General features: G+C 41.2%; 22 protein-coding genes and 1 pseudogene. 21 read left to right on the top strand and 2 right to left on the bottom strand.

The features are described from left to right. Nucleotides 1–124 precede the first annotated feature (124 nt). The 3 genes from NST80_RS07335 to NST80_RS07325 are packed head-to-tail and all read left to right on the top strand — an operon-like array spanning nt 125 to nt 2,894. Entirely contained in the window at nt 125–601 is a 477-nt protein-coding gene (locus NST80_RS07335; protein ID WP_004182941.1) for a ferrous iron transport protein A, read from the top strand. Next, nucleotides 598–2,736 (top strand): ferrous iron transport protein B, encoded by a 2,139-nt coding sequence (gene feoB / locus NST80_RS07330; RefSeq protein ID WP_118172252.1) that lies wholly within the window; start codon nt 598–600, stop codon nt 2,734–2,736. Before NST80_RS07335 ends, feoB begins: the two co-directional genes overlap by 4 nt. Nucleotides 2,737–2,753: 17 nt before the next feature. Next, nucleotides 2,754–2,894 carry a FeoB-associated Cys-rich membrane protein gene (locus NST80_RS07325; protein WP_002890392.1) on the top strand — a complete coding sequence of 47 codons (141 nt, stop codon included), beginning with the start codon at nt 2,754–2,756 and terminating at the stop codon, nt 2,892–2,894. Between the two features lie 56 nt (nt 2,895–2,950). On the opposite strand, the pseudogene NST80_RS07320 reads toward NST80_RS07325, so the two are convergent. After that, nucleotides 2,951–4,200, bottom strand: a pseudogene (locus NST80_RS07320) (ISL3 family transposase). Between the two features lie 262 nt (nt 4,201–4,462). Between NST80_RS07320 and NST80_RS07315 the strand changes: the two are divergent. The 18 genes from NST80_RS07315 to NST80_RS07230 all read left to right on the top strand — a co-directional run bounded on the left by NST80_RS07315 (nt 4,463) and on the right by NST80_RS07230 (nt 21,093). Next, entirely contained in the window at nt 4,463–5,239 is a 777-nt protein-coding gene (locus NST80_RS07315) for an alpha/beta hydrolase (RefSeq protein WP_049528953.1), read from the top strand. A 149-nt stretch (nt 5,240–5,388) separates the two neighbouring features. Then, on the top strand, nt 5,389–6,243 hold the full coding sequence (locus NST80_RS07310) for a bifunctional methylenetetrahydrofolate dehydrogenase/methenyltetrahydrofolate cyclohydrolase (protein ID WP_073687526.1): 855 nt from the start codon (nt 5,389–5,391) through the stop codon (nt 6,241–6,243). 3 nt (nt 6,244–6,246) lie between these two features. Further along, nucleotides 6,247–7,083 (top strand): NAD(P)H-hydrate dehydratase, encoded by an 837-nt coding sequence (locus tag NST80_RS07305; protein ID WP_118172253.1) that lies wholly within the window; start codon nt 6,247–6,249, stop codon nt 7,081–7,083. A 121-nt stretch (nt 7,084–7,204) separates the two neighbouring features. Further along, on the top strand, nt 7,205–9,319 hold the full coding sequence (gene pbp2b, locus NST80_RS07300; protein WP_183138243.1) for a penicillin-binding protein PBP2B: 2,115 nt from the start codon (nt 7,205–7,207) through the stop codon (nt 9,317–9,319). A 141-nt stretch (nt 9,320–9,460) separates the two neighbouring features. After that, on the top strand, nt 9,461–10,057 hold the full coding sequence (recR, locus tag NST80_RS07295) for a recombination mediator RecR (protein ID WP_002889030.1): 597 nt from the start codon (nt 9,461–9,463) through the stop codon (nt 10,055–10,057). Nucleotides 10,058–10,160: 103 nt separating this feature from the next. Next, nucleotides 10,161–11,000: a PRD domain-containing protein gene (locus tag NST80_RS07290; protein ID WP_181971221.1), complete on the top strand. Its 840-nt coding sequence runs from the start codon at nt 10,161–10,163 to the stop codon at nt 10,998–11,000. Nucleotides 11,001–11,216: 216 nt separating this feature from the next. Beyond that, a complete protein-coding gene (gene ybeY / locus NST80_RS07285; RefSeq protein WP_002886021.1) occupies nt 11,217–11,714 on the top strand; it encodes an rRNA maturation RNase YbeY in 498 nt (165 codons plus the stop codon). Further along, on the top strand, nt 11,695–12,099 hold the full coding sequence (locus NST80_RS07280; RefSeq protein ID WP_004182934.1) for a diacylglycerol kinase family protein: 405 nt from the start codon (nt 11,695–11,697) through the stop codon (nt 12,097–12,099). The genes ybeY and NST80_RS07280 overlap by 20 nt, the downstream gene beginning before the upstream one ends. A gap of 21 nt (nt 12,100–12,120) precedes the next feature. Beyond that, nucleotides 12,121–13,020, top strand: a complete 900-nt coding sequence (gene era / locus NST80_RS07275) for a GTPase Era (protein WP_013990908.1) — start codon at nt 12,121–12,123, stop codon at nt 13,018–13,020. 44 nt (nt 13,021–13,064) lie between these two features. Beyond that, nucleotides 13,065–13,886 (top strand): DNA-formamidopyrimidine glycosylase, encoded by an 822-nt coding sequence (mutM, locus tag NST80_RS07270; RefSeq protein ID WP_118172256.1) that lies wholly within the window; start codon nt 13,065–13,067, stop codon nt 13,884–13,886. After that, nucleotides 13,883–14,476: a dephospho-CoA kinase gene (gene coaE, locus NST80_RS07265; RefSeq protein ID WP_045771873.1), complete on the top strand. Its 594-nt coding sequence runs from the start codon at nt 13,883–13,885 to the stop codon at nt 14,474–14,476. Before mutM ends, coaE begins: the two co-directional genes overlap by 4 nt. A gap of 50 nt (nt 14,477–14,526) precedes the next feature. Continuing rightward, entirely contained in the window at nt 14,527–15,750 is a 1,224-nt protein-coding gene (locus NST80_RS07260) for a multidrug efflux MFS transporter (protein ID WP_070439213.1), read from the top strand. Further along, on the top strand, nt 15,740–15,886 hold the full coding sequence (gene rpmG / locus NST80_RS07255; protein ID WP_002890443.1) for a 50S ribosomal protein L33: 147 nt from the start codon (nt 15,740–15,742) through the stop codon (nt 15,884–15,886). Before NST80_RS07260 ends, rpmG begins: the two co-directional genes overlap by 11 nt. A 45-nt stretch (nt 15,887–15,931) precedes the next feature. Further along, on the top strand, nt 15,932–16,168 hold the full coding sequence (gene secG / locus NST80_RS07250; RefSeq protein WP_002886135.1) for a preprotein translocase subunit SecG: 237 nt from the start codon (nt 15,932–15,934) through the stop codon (nt 16,166–16,168). 62 nt (nt 16,169–16,230) lie between these two features. Beyond that, entirely contained in the window at nt 16,231–18,684 is a 2,454-nt protein-coding gene (rnr, locus tag NST80_RS07245; RefSeq protein WP_118172257.1) for a ribonuclease R, read from the top strand. Nucleotides 18,685–18,705: 21 nt separating this feature from the next. After that, the gene (gene smpB, locus NST80_RS07240; protein ID WP_014634133.1) at nt 18,706–19,170 is read left to right on the top strand and encodes an SsrA-binding protein SmpB; all 465 of its coding nucleotides are present in this window, start codon (nt 18,706–18,708) and stop codon (nt 19,168–19,170) included. Nucleotides 19,171–19,316: 146 nt separating this feature from the next. Then, a complete protein-coding gene (locus NST80_RS07235) occupies nt 19,317–20,723 on the top strand; it encodes a Cof-type HAD-IIB family hydrolase (RefSeq protein ID WP_014634134.1) in 1,407 nt (468 codons plus the stop codon). Nucleotide 20,724: 1 nt separating this feature from the next. Further along, nucleotides 20,725–21,093, top strand: coding sequence for a S1 RNA-binding domain-containing protein (locus NST80_RS07230; RefSeq protein ID WP_002886108.1), 369 nt, complete (start codon nt 20,725–20,727; stop codon nt 21,091–21,093). Between the two features lie 96 nt (nt 21,094–21,189). Here the strand turns inward: NST80_RS07230 and NST80_RS07225 are convergent, their stop codons facing one another. Further along, complete coding sequence (locus NST80_RS07225; protein ID WP_118172258.1) at nt 21,190–22,272, bottom strand: Xaa-Pro peptidase family protein; 1,083 nt, start codon at nt 22,270–22,272, stop codon at nt 21,190–21,192. Nucleotides 22,273–22,389: the final 117 nt, after the last annotated feature.

Raw genomic sequence — 22,389 nt, 5'->3', positions numbered from 1 at the left:
CCAGCCTTTTCTTTTTGTGTTCTACTTTTCTAGAATCATTCTTGTTTAGGATAATATTGCGGAAAAGATGGATAAATATGCTATAATGATGCTGTATCAAAAATAATAAAGTAGGTCAAGAAATATGCTCATATATAATGCGGCCTTAAAAACGCCTTACCGGATTCTTGGCATTAACCTCCCTAAGGATAGTCTTTTGCACTTATCTAATCTAGGGTTGGCTGCCGGTGAAACGATTGAGGTGGTAACTAAGACCAAGAATAGTGCTATTATTATCGTTAAAGGGAGTCGCTTAGCCTTTGATGCGTCGATTCTGGATAAGATTGATTTGGCACCTGCCGAGGAAGATCAGGAAAAGATACCTCTTTCTGAATTACCAGTTGGACGTTCGGCTATCGTTACTGATATTTTTTCAGCAAATGAAACCAAACGACGTCTTATGGATATGGGAATTACAAAGCGTACTCGGGTCTTATTACGTAAGGTAGCCCCTTTGGGAGATCCTCTAGAAATTAGTTTGAGAGGGTATGAATTAACCCTACGCAAGTCAGAAGCGCAAATGATTAGTGTGGTCATGCTGGATGAGGGAGAGGAAAAATGACAGAAATTGCATTAATAGGTAATCCTAATAGTGGTAAAACCAGTTTATTCAACCTGATAACAGGGAACAATCAGCGTGTTGGTAACTGGCCGGGTGTTACCGTAGAACGAAAAAGTGGTCTGGTCAAAAAGAATAAGGATTTAGAAATCCAGGATTTACCAGGGATTTACTCAATGTCACCCTATAGTCCTGAAGAAAAGGTAGCGCGTGACTATTTGTTGAGCCAAAGGGCTGACAGCATTTTAAATGTAGTTGATGCGACAAATTTGGAGCGTAACCTTTATCTGACAACGCAGTTGATTGAGACAGGTATTCCAGTCACTTTAGCGCTTAACATGAGTGATGTTCTAGAGGCTCAGGGAAAGCAGATTAATGTTGATAAATTATCTTACCATCTAGGCGTCCCAGTAGTAGCTACTAGTGCTCTCAAGCAAACTGGTGTGGATCAGGTAGTGAAGAAGGCAGCTCATACGACAACCTCTACAGTTGCCGACATTGCTTTTCCAATTTATGACGATAAATTAGAAGCTGCTATCTCACAAATTTTGGAAGTCTTGGGAAATTCGGTGCCGCAAAGGTCTGCTCGTTTTTATGCCATTAAACTCTTTGAACACGATGCTTTAGTTGAGGCTGAGCTAGACTTGTCCCCATTCCAACGAAAAGAAATCAAAGACATCATTCGAATCACTGAGGAAGTTTTCACCGAAGATGCGGAGTCAATTGTCATTAATGAGCGTTATGCCTTTATCGAACGAGTTTGTCAGATGGCTCAAAGTCATACAGAAGATTTTGCTCTGACCTTGTCAGATAAGATTGATAGGATTGTCACCAACCGTATTTTGGCCTTGCCAATTTTCGCAGTGGTTATGTATTTGGTTTATTTCTTATCTATTCAGACTGTTGGAACCATGTGGACAAACTGGGCTAACGATGTGCTTTTTGGTAAGTATGTTCCAGATTTGGTAACGTCTGGTCTTGACTATCTTCAAGTTCAGGACTGGCTTAAGTCTTTGATTGTCGATGGGATTGTCGCTGGGATTGGGACAGTGCTAGGCTTCCTTCCTCAAATTTTTGTGCTCTTTATCTGTTTGGGTGTGCTTGAGGACATTGGATATATGAGTCGTATTGCCTTTGTTATGGACCGTATTTTCCGTCGTTTTGGACTTTCTGGAAAATCCTTTATTCCTATGTTAATTTCTACAGGTTGTGGGGTACCAGCGGTTATGTCTAGTCGAACCATTGAAAATGAAAGGGACCGTCGCATTACCATTATGACGACAACCTTCATGCCTTGTTCGGCCAAGTTAGAAATTATTGCCTTGATTGCTGGAGCTTTCTTCCCTAGTAATTCTTTAGTAGCACCAAGTACCTATTTTATTGGGATGGCTGCTATTATCCTATCAGGTATTGCCCTCAAAAAGACGAGTTTTTTGGGTGGTTTAACCAGTCCGTTTATTATGGAATTGCCTGCCTACCACTGGCCTAAAGCCATGTCGGTCTTGCGTTATGCCTTTGGTAAGGCTATGAGTTTTGTCAAACGTGCGGGAACCATCATTTTCAGTTTGACGGTTCTTATCTGGTTTATGTCTAACTACAACTTTACCCTACATACTGTAGATACGGAAGTTAGCATTTTGGCGACTATAGGGAAGGGCTTGTCTTGGATTTTTGACCCACTCGGATTTGGAAATTGGAAGGCAACAGTTGCGGCTCTCACAGGTTTAGCTGCCAAGGAGACCGTTGTTGCCACCTTTGGTATTCTCTATCATAATAGCAGTGAGGCGGGTCTGGCTGCGGCTCTACGAGGAGATTATTCTTCCTTAGCTGCCTATTCCTTCTTGATTTTTAACTTGCTTTGTGCGCCATGTTTTGCGGCTATTGGAGCTATTAAGCGTGAAATGGCCAATCTGAAATGGACAGTTGGGGCTATCGGTTTCCAAACAGGTCTAGCTTATTGTGTGAGTTTAATCCTTTACCAGTTTGGTCAAGTTATCCTGTACGGCAAGTCAATGACGATTTGGACTTTTGTTGCTTTCTTACTTTTAGTAACGATGATTTACTTTGTTGTTCGTAAACCACGTCAGATTAAGGATCAAATCATTAGCTTGGATAATCTTCAAGAAGCTCATATTTAGGTTTAGGAGGAATTGTTATGTCTACCTTTATCATTGCTTTCATTATTTTTGCTTTAGCTGGTCTTGGCATCCGTCACTATATCAAAGGAAAAGGATCTTGTGGCGATTGCGAGTGTTCTTGTCCGGTTAAGGAAGAAATGCACAAGGCTAATCGCTGATAATATATAGAAAAATGGCTCTTTGTCAACTGTAGTGGGTGACGAAAAGCTAACATCTAGAGAGGACCTGATAGGTCTTCTCTTTTTTTATGTTTAGAGTGATGAAGACACGTTTCTTAAAGTTGATGAAGTTTCTAAAACCGAAGCCCAACCGTTTGATGTCTTTAATCAACTTGTTAGTCGCTTCGAGTTTCGCGTTTGAATAGTCAGTTTCTAGCGCATTCTTGATGTATTGCTTGTGTCTAAGAAAAGTCCTAAAGACCGTTTGAAAGTAGTGATTGACCTTGCTCATGTTCTCCTCTATTAACTCAAAAAACTCATCTACCCTCTTCTCCTGAAAGTGAAAAAGCAAAAGCTGATAAAGTTTGTAGGCATTAGCGATCTCTTCTGAAAAGACCAATGTCTTCTCAATGATTTCATGTGGTACTAAAGTTTGTCGGAAGGTCTTTGAATAGAAAGAGTTGAGCGATAGCTTACGGCTGTCCTTTTGAAAGAGTCGCCAGTGATTTTTCAAGGCTCGATAGGGTAGTGATTTCTTATCGAACTGGTTCATAATAGCAATTCTTGTCTTTAAAAAGGCTCGACCAAGGTGCTGGATAATGTGGAAACGATCAAGAACGATTTTGGCGTTTGGAAAAAGTTTTTTGGCTAGTGGCATATAGGTCCCAGACATATCCATCGTGATAAACTGTACCTGTTGTCGGACTTTCAATGGATACTTCAAAAAGTAGTTTCGTATAGTGGTTTGGCGACGATTATCAAGGATGGTTATGAGCTTGTTTGTCTCATAGTTCTGCGCAACAAAGGCCAATTTCCCTTTCTTGAATCCAAACTCATCCCAGGACATAATAGCTGGGAGTTTGTCATAGTGTTCCTTGAAAGTAAACTGGTCGAGTTTACGATAGACAGTGGACGTCGACACACGAAGTTTTCTGGCAATATCAGTTAGTGACATCTTCTCTGTTAGGAGTTGTGTAACCTTTTGTCGGACAAGGTTGGAGATTTGACAGTTTTTCTCAACGATTGATGTCTCAGCTACCGTGACTCGTCTACAACTTTTACACTGGAAACGACGTTTTTTCAGACGTAGTAGTGTTGGAGTTCCCGCTTGCTCAAGAAGAGGGATTTTAGAAGGCTTTTGAAAGTCGTACTTGATCATCTTTCCATGGCAATGAGGACATGATGGTGCAGGGGAATCGAGTTTTGCTTGAATCTAGATATGAGTATCAGTTTCAAAAACAAGTGAAATATTGATATTTTGGTCTTTAATTCCGATTAATTCTGTGGTATTCTTAATAAGTCTCATAAGTTCTTCCTAATGATGGTTTGGTTGCTTTTCATTATAGTTCTTGTGGGACTTTTTGTCTGCATTCAAAAAGCTCTATAATCTCTACAGTAGTTTTACTCACTACAGAAATTATAGAGCCAGAAAAATGGTCTCTTATTCATTTAAGAGACCATTTTCTTACGATTGTAAGAAATGTATAAAGGTATCTAGGTTGGAAGTGTGATACTATAGGGTAGGTAAATAATCTAATTTTTTAACAAAAAAGGGAGATGTATAAGGAATGGTTTTGAACAAAGAGATTGTCCTAATTCATGGGACCTGGTGTGATGGCAATGTTTGGGGAGAATTTGCGACAGGTCTACGTCAAATGGGATATAAGGTTCATACACCTAGCTTTCGTTACCATGACCTACCTTATCAAGAGTGTCTAGCTAAGGTTGGGACTGTTACCCTGCAGGACTATCGAGATGATTTAGTGGCCTTGATTGAAAGTCTTGACCAACCACCACTTATCTTGGGACACTCTTTAGGGTGTTTAGTGGCTCAGATGGTTGCCGAAAAAACAGAAGTAGCTGGTATGATTCTCATGGGACCAGCACCAACAGCAGATATTTTTGCCTTTTATCCAACCATGTTAGCTTGTTTTGGCAAACACTTTTTACGTTGGGGATTTTGGAAAAAAGCCATGCCTCCGTATAAAAAGGAGTTTTTCAAGTATTGCATGAATGAACAAGAGGAATCTTTGAAAGAGGAAGTTTTTGCTGATCTGGTTCCTGAATCAGGAAAAGTTTATACTCAGATGGCTCTTCATTGGTTTGATAAGACAAAAGCAGCTTACGTTGACTTTAGTCAGATTTCATGTCCTGTTCTCGTCATTTCTGGGACTAAGGATAAGATGACTCATCCTAATATTGCCAGAAGAACGGCTAAGAACTACCGTGATTCCGTTCTTGTCTCCTTAACGGGTGCAGATCACATGTATGAAAGTGGCAAATTCCAGCAGAAGACCTTGAAGGTTATTAAGGGCTGGAGTCAGCAAAATGGTTTTGTGGACTAGTCACTAAGCATAATCAGAAAAAAGTTGGAAGGTGATTCCAGCTTTTTTAGTTTCGTATTTAAGATGTCTTTTTGAAAATTTAGAAAATTTAGTCACAAAGAGCTCTCACTATGGTATAATTGAAAAAAAGTATGTATTGGAGAACACCCATGGCGATAATAATGGATGGTAAGGCCCTAGCTGCTAAAATGCAGGATCATTTGCATGAAAAGGTAGAACGCCTTAAAGAAAAGGAATGGATTGTGCCAGGATTAGTGGTAATTATGGTTGGTGACAACCCAGCTAGTCAGGTTTATGTGCGCAACAAGGAACGTGCTGCTAAAAAGGCTGGCTTCCATAGCAAGACGGTCAACCTTTCTGAGAGTATCAGCGAGGAAGAATTGATTGAGGTTATTGAACAATATAATCAGGATCCGCTATTCCATGGTATTTTGGTTCAGTTGCCATTGCCAAATCATATTAATGAAATGCGTATTCTTTTGGCTATTGATCCTAAAAAAGATGTCGATGGTTTCCATCCTATGAATACTGGTAATCTTTGGAATGGTCGTCGTCAAATGGTACCTTGTACACCTGCTGGGATTATGGAAATCCTTCGTGAGTACAATGTTGAATTAGAAGGTAAGACAGCGGTTATTATCGGACGCAGTAACATTGTTGGTAAACCTATGGCTCAGCTTCTTTTGGAAAAAAATGCTACAGTTACCTTGACCCACTCACGAACACCGCATTTGGCTAAGGTTTGCAGGCAGGCAGATGTCTTGATTGTAGCTATTGGACGTGCAAAATTTGTAACAGAAGACTATGTCAAAGAGGGTGCCGTTGTCATTGATGTGGGAATCAACCGTGATGAAGAAGACAAACTTTGTGGTGACGTTGATTTTGATCAAGTGAAAGATAAGGTTGGCATGATCACGCCTGTTCCAGGTGGTGTAGGCCCTATGACCATTACCATGCTTATGGAACAGACCTATCAAGCTGCTCTTCGTAGTGCGAAAGGATAGTTTATGAAAGTTGATGACGATTTAGCTAGGCAAGTGATAAAACCTCGCTTGAGAGAGTCCCATAAGGGTTCTTACGGTCGAGTGCTTTTAGTTGGTGGGCTTTACCCTTATGGTGGTGCCATCATTATGGCTGCCATAGCTTGTGTCAATAGTGGGGCGGGCCTGGTCACAGTGGCTACAGATCGTGAAAATATCACATCCCTTCATGCCCATCTCCCTGAAGCCATGGCTTTTGACCTTAGGGAGACTGAAAGATTTCTTGATAATCTTAGGGCAGCTGATGTGGTATTAATCGGTTCTGGCCTAGGTGAGGATGGTGCAGCTAGTCAAGCTATGGACTTGGTGCTAGCAAATATTAGGGCAGATCAGAACTTGGTTGTTGATGGCTCAGCTCTTAATCTTTTGGTTAAGAAGACTAAGAAGGGCTTACCAGATTGTCAGCTTACTCTCACCCCGCATCAAAAAGAATGGGAACGCTTGTCTGGTTTAAGGATTCCAGAGCAGACAGTTTCAAACACTCAGAAAGCCTTGGGAGAGTTCCAAGCTGGGACAATCCTAGTTGCCAAGAGTCACAAGACCGCTGTCTATCAAGGTGAAACAGTAGCTCATTTAGAAGTTGGTGGGCCCTATCAAGCCACAGGAGGTATGGGAGATACCTTGGCTGGTATGATTACAGGTTTTCTCGCCCAATTCGCTTCAATTGGCTCTTATAAAGCAGTTACAGTTGCTGTCTGGCTTCACTCAGCTATCGCAGATGATCTAGCTAAAAATGCCTATGTGGTTTTACCGACTCATATCAGTAAGGCCATTCCTATCTGGATGAAAAAGTTGTCATTATAATCTAAAAAACATGTCTCAGATTGAGGCAAGTTTTTTTAGATTTCGACATTTTTTTAAGTTTGCTAAAGCTTATTTGTGATAAAATAAAAGAGAATTTTTATGAGAACATAGAGGAAAAAAAGTGACATCATTTTCGAAAAAACTCAGTCAAAAATGGGAAAAACGGCGCCAAAAACGAAAAGAAAAACGAGCGAATAAACCTAGAAAGCCAGTAAACATCTCCCGTCGTGTTTACTTGCTTTTTGGTGTAGTCTTTGTTCTTTTTTTGTTGCTTTTTGCACGTTTGACCTATATGCAGGTTTATAACAAATCGTTTTATACTAAGAAATTAGAGGATAACTCTAAGTATACAGTTAGGATTGCAAGTGAACGTGGGCAAATCTTTGATGCTAAAGGGGTTGCCCTCACGACCAACCAGAGTAAGGATGTTATCACCTTCACACGTAGCAATTTGGTGTCATCAGATACGATGAAGAAGGTCGCTGAAAAGTTGGCGACCATGGTGACTCTGACGGAAACGAAGGTAACAGCACGTCAAAAACGGGATTTCTATCTAGCGGATTCTGCCACTTATAAGCGTGTTGTTAATGATCTTCCAAACGACAAGAAAACAGATAAATTTGGTAATAAATTAGCTGAAGCTACTATTTACAACAATGCTGTTGATGCAGTTCCTGATGAAGCAGTGGATTACTCTGAGGATGAACTTAAGATTGTCTACATTTACTCACAGATGAATGCTGTTTCTAATTTCTCAACAGTCACATTGAAAACAGGAGACTTGACACCTGAACAAATTGCGATTGTAGCCGCTAAACAGAAGGAACTCAATGGTATTACGGTTGCTAAGGATTGGGAACGTCATACGGTTGATTCAGCCTTGTCACCTCTCATCGGGAAAGTCTCAAGTTCAGAAGCAGGTTTACCACAAGAAGATGCCAAGGAATACCTCAAGAAAGGGTATGCCCTTAATGACCGTGTAGGAACTTCTTATCTAGAAAAAGAATATGAGGAGAAACTGCAAGGAAAACATACTGTTCGTGAGATTACAGTAGACAAGGAAGGCGAAGTTGCTAGTGATAAAATCACTCAAAAGGGTAGCAAGGGAAACAATCTGCAGTTGACCATCGACCTTGATTTCCAAAAGGGAGTTGAAGATATCCTAGGTCAACAGCTTTCTTCAGAGATTTCAGCGAATAAAGCTACCTATTCTGAAGGAATGTATGCAGTGGTTATGAATGCTGACACTGGTGCTGTGCTTGCTATGGCGGGACAAAAACATGAACAAGGAGCACAGGATTTTAAGGCCAATGCCTTAGGAACAATCACTGATGTCTTCATCCCAGGATCTGTTGTTAAGGGAGCAACCTTAACTGCTGGTTGGCGTTCAGGTGCCATTTATGGAAATCAGGTCTTGACTGACCAACCCATCAACATTGCCGGTTCAGCCCCTATCACATCTTGGTTTACAGACCAAGGTAGCCGTGCTATTACCGCGACACAGGCTCTAGAATACTCATCAAATACCTATATGGTGCAGATTGCAATTAAACTACTTGGCCAACAGTATGTTCCAGGTATGGCCTTGTCGACTGACAATATGGATAAGGCCATGACGACGCTTCGTGACACCTATGCTGATTTTGGTATGGGGGTGTCTACAGGACTTGATTTACCTGGAGAATCAGAAGGTTACATTTCTAAGAATTACAATGTAGCCAACGTCTTGACAGAGGCCTTTGGTCAGTACGACTCTTATACAACCATTCAGCTGGCTCAGTATGTTGCTTCAATTGCCAATGGTGGTAAACGTGTAGCACCCCATATTGTTGGAGGTATCTACGATGCAGGAGCTAATGGTAGTCTAGGAACTCTAGCTTCAACGGTAGATACACGTGTATTAAATACCTTACCTCTCGATTCTGAGCAATTAGGCCTTATCCAACAAGGTTTCAATGATGTGGTCAATTCTGGCTCTAGCCTTGCGACTGGTAAAGCTATGGCAAGTTCTATCATTCCGATTAGTGGTAAAACAGGGACAGCCGAAACATATGCGACGGATGGTTCCGGTAATTCTGTAACAACGGTTAACCTTAATGCGGTTGCCTATGCGACTGCCAAAGATGGCACTAAGCTGGCTGTAGGTATTATGTATCCACACGCTCTAGATTCTAAGAGCAAGGCCCAACAAAATGCGGTAAAATCTATCATGGAGCTTTATCAAAATACTCACTAAATATCTAAAATCTCTTGTGCCTTGCACGAGGGATTTTTCTGTGATATAGTGTTTGAGTATTTGTTCTTGGGTAAAGACTTATCCATGAAAGTGACAAAAGATAAGTGATGAATAAAAAAATATAAAGAACAGGAGGCCTTCATGCTTTATCCTACTCCAATTGCGAAGCTGATTGATAGCTTTTCAAAACTCCCTGGAATTGGGGCTAAAACAGCGACACGCCTAGCTTTTTATACCATTAGCATGTCTGATGAAGATGTCAATGATTTCGCAAAAAACCTCTTGGCAGCAAAACGTGAATTGACTTATTGTTCGGTCTGTGGTCGTTTGACAGATGATGATCCATGTAACATTTGTACCGATGAAACTAGAGACCGTACTAAGATTTTGGTTGTTGAAGACTCCAAAGATGTTTCAGCTATGGAAAAGATTCAGGAATACCGTGGTCTCTACCATGTGCTTCAAGGGCTTATTTCCCCTATGAATGGTGTTGGGCCAGACGATATTAACCTGAAAAGTTTGATTACCCGTCTTATGGACAGCGAGGTTGACGAGGTTATCATCGCCACTAATGCAACAGCAGATGGTGAGGCAACCTCTATGTATATTTCTCGTGTCCTTAAACCTGCAGGAATCAAGGTGACTCGTTTAGCGCGTGGTTTGGCCGTCGGTTCTGACATTGAGTATGCTGATGAAGTGACCTTGCTAAGAGCTATTGAAAATCGAACAGAACTATAAGTAAAAAGTGTTGGTCAGTCCAGCGCTTTTTGTTTGTAGTAAATAGGTTTCTCATTAAAAATTTGGTAAAATAAAGTAAGCGCTTTTATAACGAGGGATCATGATGCAGATAGAAAAGATTTTAAACAATAATGTTGTCCAAGCTTTGGATAATAATGTGGAATACATTGTCATGGGTAAGGGACTAGGCTTTCAAAAGAAGGTCGGAGACCTTGTTGATAAGGAAAAGATTGAAAAGACTTTTATTTTGGAAAATACAGAGGCAGTAGAGGAATGGTCTCGTGTTTATGTCAATTTGCCTGATGCTGAAATGCAGGTCTTTTTGAATATCCTTACTTTTGCTGAGGCTGTCTTGCAAACCAAGTTTGAACCCTCTTTTTTCATCGCTCTTGCAGACCACCTACATTACACTATTGAAAGAAGTAGAGAGGGTGTTTCTTTGCAGAATCCCTTGGCCTGGGAGGTTCGAAAATTTTATCCTCGGGAGTATGAAATTGGGAAACAAGCTCTTCGTTTGATTGCCAAGGATTTAGAAGTTCAGTTGGCAGATGATGAGGCTGCCTCTGTCGCCTTACATTTTGTTAATGCACAAAAAGATGCGGGTCTCCATGAAAAAGACCGACAGATGACTCAAATTGTGGTTGGGATTAGTGACATTGTCCGTCTTCATTTTGGTTATGATTTGGAGGAGGATAGTTTCTCGTATAACCGTTTTATGACCCATCTCCAATACCTAGCACAACGTATTGTGAGCGGAGTTAGTGGTGGCAAGAATGATGCTTTCCTTTACGAACAAGTTAAGATAAATTATCCGGAGTCCTTTATCTGTACCCAAAAGATTGTTGCTTATATCAAGATAAGTTATGCCTTTGAGCTGAGTTTAGACGAACAAGTCTTTTTAACCATTCATATTCAACGTCTTAGGGATAATTTAGATAAGTAACGCTTCCCAGAGACGTCCTACAAAAAGCAGACAATTAGCCTTAAGTCTGCTTTTTCTGTGTCCTTATGGTATAATGAGGTGATTAATATTAGACTAAAAATACTCTGGGCTAGTATTCTATGTATTTGAGTATTTGTATAAAAAAGCTAATGAGTTAGTGAAAGGAAGCGAGCGGTTCTATGCCTGAAGTGAGCATTGCCGTTCCTAAAGTATCTTATGTATATTGAAATGATTGATGAGACTGGACAAGTCTCTGAGAAATTAAAAGAACAAACCTTGGAGTTGCTAGATTTTGCAGCACAAAGACTTGGCAAGGAAGACAAGGAAATGGCGGTTACATTTGTAACCAACGAACGTAGCCATGAGCTAAATCTGGAGTATCGTGATACGGACCGTCCAACTGATGTTATTAGTTTGGAGTATAAGCCTGAATTAGACATTAGCTTTGATGAGGAAGAGTTGGCTGAAAATCCTGAATTAGCTGAAATGATGGGAGAGTTTGATAGTTATATCGGTGAACTCTTTATTTCTGTTGATAAAGCTCACGAGCAAGCTGAGGATTATGGCCATAGTTTCGAGCGTGAGATGGGCTTCTTGGCTGTTCACGGTTTTCTTCACATCAATGGCTACGACCATTACACCCCAGAAGAAGAAGCGGAAATGTTTGGATTACAGGAAGAAATTTTGACTGCTTATGGACTTACGCGACAATAACCCACAAAAAAAGTGGAAAAATAGAGAATTTACAGCTAGTTTTGAGTTTGCTCTAACAGGGATTATCACAGCTTTTAAAGAAGAACGCAACATGCGCAAGCACTTGGTTTCAGCTATCTTGGTGGTATTGGCTGGCTTGATTTTTCGGGTGTCTGCGACAGAATGGCTCTTTCTTTTGATGGCAGTTTTTCTCGTAATTGCCCTAGAGATTGTTAATTCTGCCATTGAAAATGTTGTCGATTTAGCCAGTAATTATCACTTTTCGATGCTAGCCAAAAATGCCAAGGATATGGCTGCTGGAGCTGTTTTAGTGGTTTCTTGTTATGCACTCATTACGGGTATGATTGTTTTCATACCTAAAATTTGGCACTTAATTTTCAATTAAAGGAAATAGGAAAGAAGTTATATGACATTTAAATCAGGATTTGTGGCTATTCTTGGCCGTCCTAATGTAGGAAAATCAACGTTTTTGAACCATGTTATGGGGCAAAAAATTGCTATTATGAGTGATAAGGCTCAAACAACCCGTAATAAAATTATGGGGATTTACACAACTGATAAGGAACAGATTGTCTTTATTGATACACCAGGGATTCACAAACCTAAAACGGCTCTTGGGGATTTCATGGTGGAATCTGCTTATTCAACCCTTCGTGAAGTAGATACCGTCCTCTTTATGGTACCAGCGGATGAACCCCGTGGTAAGGGTGATAATATGATTATCGAACGTCTTAAACAAGCTAAGGTTCCAGTTATCTTGGTAATCAATAAGATTGACAAGGTTCATCCAGATCAGCTCCTAGAGCAGATTGACGATTTCCGTACACAAATGGATTTCAAGGAGATTATTCCGATATCTGCCCTCCAAGGAAACAACGTTTCTCATCTTGTGGATGTCTTGAGTGATAACCTTGAGGAAGGGTTCCAATATTTCCCAGCGGACCAAATCACCGACCACCCAGAGCGTTTCTTGGTATCGGAGATGATTCGTGAAAAAGTCCTTCAGTTGACACGTGAAGAAATTCCACACTCTGTTGCGGTTGTCATTGATGAGATGAAGCGTGATGAAGACACGGATAAGATTCATATTCGTGCGACAATCATGGTTGAGCGTGACAGCCAAAAAGGTATTGTCATTGGTAAGCAAGGTTCCATGCTCAAGAAAATTGGTACCCTTGCTCGTAAAGATATTGAAGTCATGCTTGGGGACAAGGTCTTCCTTGAAACCTGGGTTAAGGTTAAGAAAAATTGGCGTGATAAAAAACTTGATTTGGCCGATTTTGGTTACAATGAAAAAGAATATTAAAAAGCTGGGCATTTGCTCGGCTTTCTTGCTAGAAGGAGGAGCAGATGCCTGAGTTACCTGAGGTAGAAACTGTTAGACGAGGGTTAGAAAGATTGGTAGTAGGTCGGACCATTTTGTCTGTTGAAGTTAAGGTCCCGAAAATGATTAAGACCTCCTACGATAGTTTTTTGAATGACTTACCTGGCCAAACTATTCAAGCCATGCGACGTAGAGGCAAGTACTTAATTTTTGACTTTGGACAGTTGATTATGATTTCCCACTTGCGCATGGAAGGAAAATACCTCTTGTTTACAGACCAGGTTCCTGCTAATAAGCATTTCCATCTTTTCTTTACCTTAGATGATGGCTCGACTCTTGTTTATCAGGATGTCCGCAAGTTTGGGACCTTTGATTTATTGGCTAAAAATCAAGAGGAGGCTTATTTTACAAAGAAAAAGCTTGGTCCTGAGCCTACTAAAAAGACCTTTAAATATGCTCCGTTTGAGAGAGCCTTGATGACTTCTGCAAAGCCCATTAAAAGTCTCCTTTTGGAGCAGAAATTAGTGGCTGGTCTAGGCAATATCTATGTTGATGAGGTGCTTTGGGCAGCTAAGGTTCATCCTGAGACGCCAGCAAAGAAACTCAGCAAGGCGGCCATGAAGCGGATCCATGATCAAACGATTGCTATTTTACAGCTAGGCATTGAAAAAGGTGGCTCAACTATAAGGACTTATCGTAATGCCCTTGGTGAGGATGGGACCATGCAGAACTATTTACAGGTTTACGGAAAGACGGGACAGCCCTGTCCACGCTGCGCCAGCACAATTGAGAAAATCAAGTTAGGAGGGAGAGGAACACATTTGTGTCCTCGTTGTCAGAAACGATGATTATTGGGTTAACAGGTGGTATTGCTTCAGGAAAATCTACTGTTGTTGAAATGATTAAAGAGGCAGGTTACAAGGTCATTGATGCTGATCAGCTTGTACACGATATGCAGGCCCAAGGGGGGCGTTTGTACCGTGCCTTGCTTGATTGGTTGGGAGAGGGGATTCTCCTTTCTAATGGAGAATTGGATCGTCCTAAACTAGGGCAACTGATTTTTTCCAATGAGAAGATGAGACAGCGGTCTGCTGAGATTCAAGGGACAATTATTCGAGAGGAACTAGCAACTCAGAGGGATCGTTTGGTCAAGGAAGAAGCTGTTTTTTTCATGGATATTCCCTTACTTATTGAGAATGGGTATCAGGACTGGTTTGATCAGATTTGGTTGGTGGCAGTGTCACCAGAGGTCCAGTGCCAACGCTTGATGAAACGTAATCACTTAAGTGTTGAGGAAGCTAGTATGCGTATCGCTAGCCAAATGTCTTTAGCTGAGAAAATACCTTATGCCAGCTTGGTTCTTGATAATAACGGCAGTCTCGATGATTTGAAGGAGAAAGTGAAGAGCGCAATAAATGATTTAGCGAGCTCCTCATAGCCAGCCATTGTGATATAATGGATAGTGAATTTTAGAAAGAAGATGATTATTTGCGCCAAAAAGAGCTTAAAAGTACTGATTGGCAACGTAACCTTAAAATTGCATGGATAGGAACCTTTTTTACTGGAGCTAGTTTCTCCATTGTTATGCCTTTCATGGCCCTCTACATTGAGGAACTGGGTGTTAAAGGAGATATGGTCGAATGGTATGCTGGCTTGTCTGTTGCCATCTCTGCCTTAGCCTCTGCCTTGGTTTCTCCTGTTTGGGGACGCCTGGCTGACCGTTATGGTCGAAAGCCCATGATGATTAGGGCCAGCATGGTGATGACTTTTACAATGGGAGGTCTTGCTTTGGTCCCCAATGTTTTCTGGCTACTTTTCTTGAGAACGCTGAATGGTTTGTTTGCGGGCTATGTCCCAAATGCCACAGCTTTAATTGCTAGTCAGGTTCCTCAGAACCGTTCTGGCTATGCCTTGGGGACCTTGTCTACGGGTCTAACTGCAGGTGTTCTGATTGGCCCTTTGTTAGGTGGTACCTTGTCTGAGGCGTTTGGCATGAGGGGTACCTTTTTATTGGTTGGACTCATTCTATTTATCTGTTGCCTCTTAACTATCTTTGGTTTGAGAGAGAATTTCCAGCCTGTCGAAAAGGGAGAGATGATGACTCTTTCTCAGGTTTTTGCAAAAATTCCCAGCAAATCTATGTTGATTGGCCTTTTTGTGACCAGTATGATTATCCAGATTTCTGCCCAATCGATTGCGCCTATGTTGGCCCTTTACATTCGTTATTTAGGTCAGAGGGAAAATATCCTTTTTTACTCAGGGTTAATTGTTTCTGCTATGGGCTTCTCTAGTCTCTTAAGTACCCCTTATCTGGGAAAATTGGGAGACCGTATTGGGAATCATCGCTTGCTTTTAATGGGGCTATTTTATAGCTTTCTCTTGTATTTCCTCTGTGGTTTTGCCGGTTCAGCCTTGCAACTGGGTATCTTACGTTTTGCCTATGGCTTCGGTGTAGGTGCTCTTATGCCTAGTGTCAATTCTTTATTGACCAAGATGACACCCAAGGAAGGAATCTCAAGAATATTTAGCTTTAATCAAAGCTTTTCATATATTGGACAAGTTTTAGGTCCTTTTGTTGGGTCAGCAGTTGCGACAGGACTAGGTTATCGCTGGGTCTTCTTTGTGACTGCAATGATCGTCTTTGGAAATTTTGTCTGGTCCTTAATCATCTTTAGAAAATCGCTAGGAGTCAAGAATATAGGTGAGAGTTAAAATCAATTTAAAGTGTAGTGAATGTGGGAGCATCAACTATCTCACAAGTAAAAATAAACAAAATCATCCTGAGAAAATTCAGGTACCCAAATTCTGCCCTAAGGATAGAAAAGTAACCTTACATGTTGAATCTTAAAGGGTTCTATGGTAGAATAAAAAGGACTTTTTCGGAGGAATAACTATGTACGACTTATTATTAACGCTGCTCTTGGTGATGTCAGCTATTATTGTGATTGCGGTATTTATGCAGCCACAAAAAAATCCAAGTAGCAATGTCTTTGATGGTGGTGGGTCAGAAGCACTATTTGAACGTAGTAAACCGCGTGGTTTTGAAGCCTTTATGCAACGCTTTACAGGAATCATGGTTTTTCTATGGATTGTAGATGCAATCGTCCTTTCCATTCTCTCAAGTAAGTAATGAGCTGACTGAGGTTGGCTCATTTTTTGCGTTATAGTCAATAAATAAAAGAAAAGGAAATCATGAAAGAAACTATTATAAATTATTTGAAGGAGCATGGGAAATCCAGTGTAAACGACATTGCCCAGGCTCTTAATCATGCTGGGGGAGAAAAGTTCCCTCAGCTCATCAAGGCCATATCAGCCATGGAAAGTAAGGGACAGTTGCGTTTTAACCGAGATGGCTCTGTATCCTTGCGTCCTAAGAAAGAAAATCCTAATCAAGTGACTGTCGAAGGTGTCTTCCGTGCCAATAAGAACGGTTTTGGTTTCTTGCATGTCGATGACAGTGAAGATGATATGTTCATTGGTCGTAATGATGTTGGCCATGCCATTGACGGTGATACTGTTGCCGTTGTCATCAAGAAACCAGCAGATCGTTTGCGTGGGACAGCAGCAGAAGCACGTGTTGTTGAAATTGTAGAACGTTCACTTAAGACTGTTGTAGGGAAATTTATCCTTAGCGACGAGAAAGAACCCTATGCGGGTTACATTAAGTCTAAAAACCAAAAAATTCAGCAGCCAATTTATATCAAGAAAGAACCAGTTGCCCTAGATGGTACTGAAATTATCAAGGTTGATATTGAAAAATACCCTAACCGTCACTATGATTATTTCGTAGGAAGTGTTCGTGACATTATTGGTCATCAGGGAGATGCTGGTATTGATGTCTTGGAAGTCTTGGAATCAATGGATATTGTTTCAGAATTCCCAGAGGATGTCATGGCGGAAGCAGAAGCTGTCCCAGATGCACCGAGTCAGGAAGACCTCGTTGGTCGTGTTGACCTCCGTCAAGAGGTAACTTTTACCATTGACGGAGCTGATGCTAAGGACTTGGACGATGCGGTTCATATCAAACGTTTGCCAAATGGTAACTTTGAGCTTGGTGTTCATATTGCCGATGTGTCCTACTATGTCACTGAAGGTTCTGCACTTAACCGTGAGGCCGTAGCACGTGGGACCTCTGTTTATGTGACAGACCGCGTGGTACCAATGTTGCCTGAGCGTCTTTCAAATGGTATTTGTTCACTTAATCCCAATGTTGATCGTTTGACGCAGTCAGCCATTATGGAGATTACTCCTAAAGGTAAGGTGGTTAATCATAAGATTTGTCAATCTGTGATTAATACAACCTTCCGTATGACCTACAGTGATGTCAATGAGATGTTGGCTGGAAATCCAGAAAAGATTGAGCAGTTTAAGCCAATCATGGATTCTGTATCAGCTATGGCAGAATTGCATAAGATTTTAGAAGACATGCGTGAGCGTCGTGGTGCCCTTAACTTTGATACATCTGAAGCTCGTATCTTGGTTAATGAGAAGGGAATGCCAGTGGATATCGTGGTGCGTGAACGTGGAACAGCCGAGCGAATGATTGAATCCTTCATGTTGGCTGCCAATGAATGTGTGGCAGAGCACTTTGCCAAGGCTAAGTTGCCATTTATTTACCGTATCCACGAAGAGCCAAAGGCCGAGAAATTGCAACGCTTCATGGATTATGCCTCTATCTTTGGTGTTCAAATCAAAGGGACTGCCAATAAGATGGATCAGCTAGACTTGCAAGAGTTTATGGCCAAAGTTCAGGGAAAACCTGGAGCAGAAGTCATGAACATGATGCTGCTTCGTTCAATGCAACAAGCCCGCTATTCAGAACACAATCATGGACACTACGGACTTGCGGCTCAGTACTATACCCACTTTACTAGTCCAATCCGTCGTTACCCAGATCTCTTGGTTCACCGAATGATTCGTGAGTACACTAACAATATGTCTCAAGAGACGCGTGAACATTTTGAAGAGGTTATTCCTGAGTTAGCGACATCATCTTCAACTCTTGAACGTCGTGCCATTGATGCCGAACGTGTCGTTGAAGCTATGAAAAAAGCGGAATACATGGAAGAGTTTGTTGGCCAAGAATTCGATGGTATTGTCGGAAGTGTGGTTAAATTTGGTATGTTTGTGGAATTGCCAAATACTATCGAAGGTTTGGTTCACATCACGACCCTTCCAGAATTTTACAATTACAATGAACGTACCATGACACTTCAGGGTGAGAAAACTGGTAAGACTTTCCGAGTTGGTCAGCCTATCCGTGTCAAATTAACACGTGCGGATAAGGAAACCGGAGACATTGACTTCCAATACCTTCCAAGCGAGTATGATGTCACTGAAAAAGTAGATCACAAGGCTCGTCAGGAACGTGAAGAAAAGGCAAAAGCCTTCCGCAATAGAGGTCCACGTCGTGACCGTCAAAATGGAGACTTCGAACGTCGTGGTAAACGTGGGGATAACCGTAACCGTCAAGATGGTAATGGTCGTAAAGGCTCTTATGACGAAAAACGTAAGTCATCTAAGAAACCCGACAAGCGTAAGAATCAAAACCGTCCTCATAATGATAACAAGGGACGTGAGAGTGGCCGTCGTAAGAAGAAAGGGAACAAACCTTTCTACAAGGACGTTGCTAAAAAACGAAAATAGGATGAGAATGGAGGGACTGCTATGCCAAAGGGTGAAGGCAATGTTGTTGCTCAGAATAAAAAGGCTAGACATGACTATAGTATCGTTGATACTATTGAAGCAGGTATCGTGCTAACAGGGACGGAGATTAAATCCGTTCGTGCGGCACGCATCCAACTAAAAGATGGCTATGCCCAAATCAAGAACGGTGAGGCTTGGTTAATCAATGTTCATATTGCTCCTTTTGAGCAAGGAAATATTTGGAATCAGGATCCAGACCGTACGAGAAAATTATTGCTCAAGAAAAAGCAAATTACCAAACTTCAAAATGACCTTAAGGGAACAGGAATGACCTTGGTTCCTTTGAAGGTATACCTAAAAAACGGTTTTGCCAAGGTATTGCTTGGTATTGTCAAAGGGAAACATGATTATGATAAACGTGAATCTATCAAACGTCGTGAACAAGAACGTGATATCAAACGTATTATCAAGAGTGTTAACCGTTAAAACGCCTATCATCTAAGACTGCTATAGTCCTAGATGATTTTTTGTTTTTGGCTTTAAGACATGATATAATGGGAGTACCATACGGTCTTTAGTTAGGATAGCAGGTATACCTAACTCTGGATGTGATACTGTAAAGGAGATTAGCGATGCCAGTAGATGCTAAAACAAAATACAAGGCCAAAAAGACAAAGATTGTTTTCTTCGACATTGACGACACCCTTCGTGTCAAAAAGACAGGCTACATTCCTGAGTCTATTAAGGCTGTTTTCAAAGGGCTTAAAGAAAAAGGAATTTTGACGGGGATTGCCACAGGACGTGGCTACTATGGTGTCGTTGAGGACATTCGAGACCTAGAGCCCGATTATTTTGTAACCATCAATGGAACTTATGTGATTAATCGAAAAGGGGAAGAAATTTATAACCAGCCCCTAGCTCGTGAAGTTACAGAAGCCTTTGTTGCTTGGTGCAAGGAGATTGGGATTGCTTGGGGCTTTGCCGGTAAGGATAAGCCAGTTGTCTCAGAGCGTTCAGATTTGATTGATGATGCTATGAAACCAGTCTATGGTCTTTGTGATGTGGAGCCAGACTTCCATTTGTCGAACGATGTTTACCATATGTGGACTTTTGCGGAAAATGATGGTGAGCTTGAGTTACCAGAAGAACTTGCGACACATGTTCGTATGGTACCTTGGCACGAACACTCATCTGACGTCGTAGCAAATGGTATCTCAAAAGCATCTGGTGTCGAGCATGTCTTGGAGCATGAAAACCTTAAACCGGTCAATGCTATGATGTTTGGGGATGGTCCAAACGATATGGAGATTTTTGACTATGTTGGACTTAAGGTTGCCATGGGTAATGCCACACCAGAACTGAAAGAAAAAGCAGATTACGTTACAGGAACAGTAGAAGAAGATGGCATTTTCAATGCCTTGGAGGAACTCGGATTGGTAGAAAAAGAACTTCATTTCCCACAACTTGACTTGGATGCAGTAGAAGGTCCAGTCGCAACAATTAAAACAAACCATGGTGATTTGGTCATCAAGCTTTTCCCTGACCATGCACCGTTAACAGTTACTAACTTTGTCAATTTGGCCAAGAGTGGCTACTATGACGGTGTGATTTTCCACCGTATTATCAAGGACTTTATGATTCAAGGTGGTGACCCAACTGGTACTGGAATGGGTGGTGAGTCAAGCTTTGGTGGTAGCTTCCAGGATGAATTTTCTGAAGAGCTCTATAACCTCCGTGGTGCGCTTTCTATGGCCAATGCTGGACCAGATACTAATGGTAGTCAGTTCTTCATCGTTCAAACGCCTGAAATTCCTTATGCTAAAAAGGAACTCGAACGTGGTGGTTGGCCAGCACCAATCGCGGAAGCTTATGCTGAAAATGGTGGAACACCTCACCTAGACCGTCGCCACACAGTCTTTGGTCAATTGGTGGATGAAGACTCTTACAAGGTGCTTGATGAGATTGCCAATGTTGAGGTTGGGGCTCAAGATAAGCCACTTGAGGATGTTGTGATTGAAACAGTTGAGGTAGCAGACTAAGATGAAAATTGGAGACAAGCTTAGGGGTGTTATCACAGGCATCAAGCCTTACGGTGCCTTTGTTTCATTGGAAAATGGTACCACAGGCTTGATTCACATCTCGGAGATTAAGACAGGTTATATCGACAACATCTACAATACCCTCAAGGTAGACCAGGAGGTCTTGGTTCAAGTTGTTGATTTTGATGAATTTACACAAAAGGCTAGTCTTTCTTTGAGAACCCTTGAGGAAGAAAAAAATAAAATCCCTCATCGTCATCGTTTCTCTGATAGTCGTTTGAACTATGGCTTTAAACCCTTGGCAGAAGCAATGCCAGGATGGATTGAAGAAGGACTTGACTATCTTAGACAAGAGCATGAGGAAAAATAGTAAAAGCTGACTCTCGATGAGTCAGCTTTTTTGGTGTTTTCGATTTGGCTACAAACAAAAAGATCTTCAATTTAATTGAAGACCCATGTTTATTAATTAGACATCAAAATAGAGCAATTCTTTTGGTGTGTGTGTGAAGACTTCAAAGCCATCTTTTGTCACATAACCACAGTCCTCGATACGAACACCAACTTTTTCAGGAATGTAAATACCTGGTTCAACAGAGAAGCACATTCCTTCTTCGATTACCAAGTCATTTCCTTCCATGATTGAAGGGAATTCATGCACATCCATTCCGATACCGTGTCCGAGGCGGTGGTTGAAGTATTCACCATAACCAGCTTTTTCAATAACATTACGTGCTGCAGCATCGACTTCGCTGGCAGTTACACCTGGTTTAATCATATCTAGGGCAGCCTGTTGAGCTTCTAAAGTCAAGTGGTAGATTTCTTTTTTGAAATCATCGGGTTTTCCAACAGCGACTGTTCGCGTCATATCTGAAGCATAGCCATTCACCATACAGCCCAAGTCGAAGAGAAGAAGAGCATCTTTTTCAATTTTGTTGCTTCCAGGAATGCCGTGTGGGTTGGCTGCATTGTTACCAGTCAAGACCATAGTTTCAAAGCTCATTTCATAGCCCAAGCGTTTGATGCCAAATTCGATTTGAGCAATGATGTCTGTTTCAGTAACGTCAAGAGAGATATTGTCGAAACCGATATTAACAGCTTTATCAGCATAATCACCGGCAACAATCATTTTTTGAATTTCATCAGCTGACTTGATAACGCGCATTTTTTGAATGAATGGTGTCAAGTTTTCAAAGCGACCTTCAAAGACCGTTTGCAATCCTTGGAACTTAGTCACATTGAGATTGTCAAACTCTGCATAAATAATAGGGCTGTCTGTACTTGCTAGACCAGCTTTGATTTTTTGCCATGGATTTTCAGAGTCCACATAACCAAAGACTGGGAAGTCGAGTACAGCAGAGGCACGTGCAACCTCAAGAGCAGGAACAAAGAGGGCAGGTTCACGATTTTCGTAGACGAAGAGGAACATTTGGCGTTCATGTGGGTCACAATCAAAACCAGTAAGATAATTGACAGTTACAGGATCTGAAACAATAGCTAGCCCTGCTTTATTTTCATTCAAAAAATGACGAATGCGATCAAGTTTAGACATAGAAAAAACTCCTTTGTATTTCTTACACTCATTCTGTCACTTTTATAGGGAAAATGCAAGTTGTTTTTTGGCTTTTCATTAAATCATTTACTTTCATTGAGACTTTTTTAGGCTAGT

Source organism: Streptococcus sp. FSL K6-1323, from assembly GCF_038630745.1.
Classification (GTDB): Bacteria; Bacillota; Bacilli; order Lactobacillales; family Streptococcaceae; genus Streptococcus; species Streptococcus salivarius_D.
Note: the sequence above shows the minus strand (reverse complement) of the source record. Positions and strands in the feature narration are given on the sequence as shown.

Coding starts and splice junctions, on each gene's coding strand:
- NST80_RS07335 (WP_004182941.1), top strand. CDS start 125: ATGCTCATATATAATGCGGCCTTAAAAACGCCTTACCGGATTCTTGGC.
- feoB (WP_118172252.1), top strand. CDS start 598: ATGACAGAAATTGCATTAATAGGTAATCCTAATAGTGGTAAAACCAGT.
- NST80_RS07325 (WP_002890392.1), top strand. CDS start 2,754: ATGTCTACCTTTATCATTGCTTTCATTATTTTTGCTTTAGCTGGTCTT.
- NST80_RS07315 (WP_049528953.1), top strand. CDS start 4,463: ATGGTTTTGAACAAAGAGATTGTCCTAATTCATGGGACCTGGTGTGAT.
- NST80_RS07310 (WP_073687526.1), top strand. CDS start 5,389: ATGGCGATAATAATGGATGGTAAGGCCCTAGCTGCTAAAATGCAGGAT.
- NST80_RS07305 (WP_118172253.1), top strand. CDS start 6,247: ATGAAAGTTGATGACGATTTAGCTAGGCAAGTGATAAAACCTCGCTTG.
- recR (WP_002889030.1), top strand. CDS start 9,461: ATGCTTTATCCTACTCCAATTGCGAAGCTGATTGATAGCTTTTCAAAA.
- NST80_RS07290 (WP_181971221.1), top strand. CDS start 10,161: ATGCAGATAGAAAAGATTTTAAACAATAATGTTGTCCAAGCTTTGGAT.
- ybeY (WP_002886021.1), top strand. CDS start 11,217: ATGTATATTGAAATGATTGATGAGACTGGACAAGTCTCTGAGAAATTA.
- NST80_RS07280 (WP_004182934.1), top strand. CDS start 11,695: ATGGACTTACGCGACAATAACCCACAAAAAAAGTGGAAAAATAGAGAA.
- era (WP_013990908.1), top strand. CDS start 12,121: ATGACATTTAAATCAGGATTTGTGGCTATTCTTGGCCGTCCTAATGTA.
- mutM (WP_118172256.1), top strand. CDS start 13,065: ATGCCTGAGTTACCTGAGGTAGAAACTGTTAGACGAGGGTTAGAAAGA.
- coaE (WP_045771873.1), top strand. CDS start 13,883: ATGATTATTGGGTTAACAGGTGGTATTGCTTCAGGAAAATCTACTGTT.
- secG (WP_002886135.1), top strand. CDS start 15,932: ATGTACGACTTATTATTAACGCTGCTCTTGGTGATGTCAGCTATTATT.
- rnr (WP_118172257.1), top strand. CDS start 16,231: ATGAAAGAAACTATTATAAATTATTTGAAGGAGCATGGGAAATCCAGT.
- smpB (WP_014634133.1), top strand. CDS start 18,706: ATGCCAAAGGGTGAAGGCAATGTTGTTGCTCAGAATAAAAAGGCTAGA.
- NST80_RS07235 (WP_014634134.1), top strand. CDS start 19,317: ATGCCAGTAGATGCTAAAACAAAATACAAGGCCAAAAAGACAAAGATT.
- NST80_RS07230 (WP_002886108.1), top strand. CDS start 20,725: ATGAAAATTGGAGACAAGCTTAGGGGTGTTATCACAGGCATCAAGCCT.
- NST80_RS07225 (WP_118172258.1), bottom strand. CDS start 22,272: ATGTCTAAACTTGATCGCATTCGTCATTTTTTGAATGAAAATAAAGCA.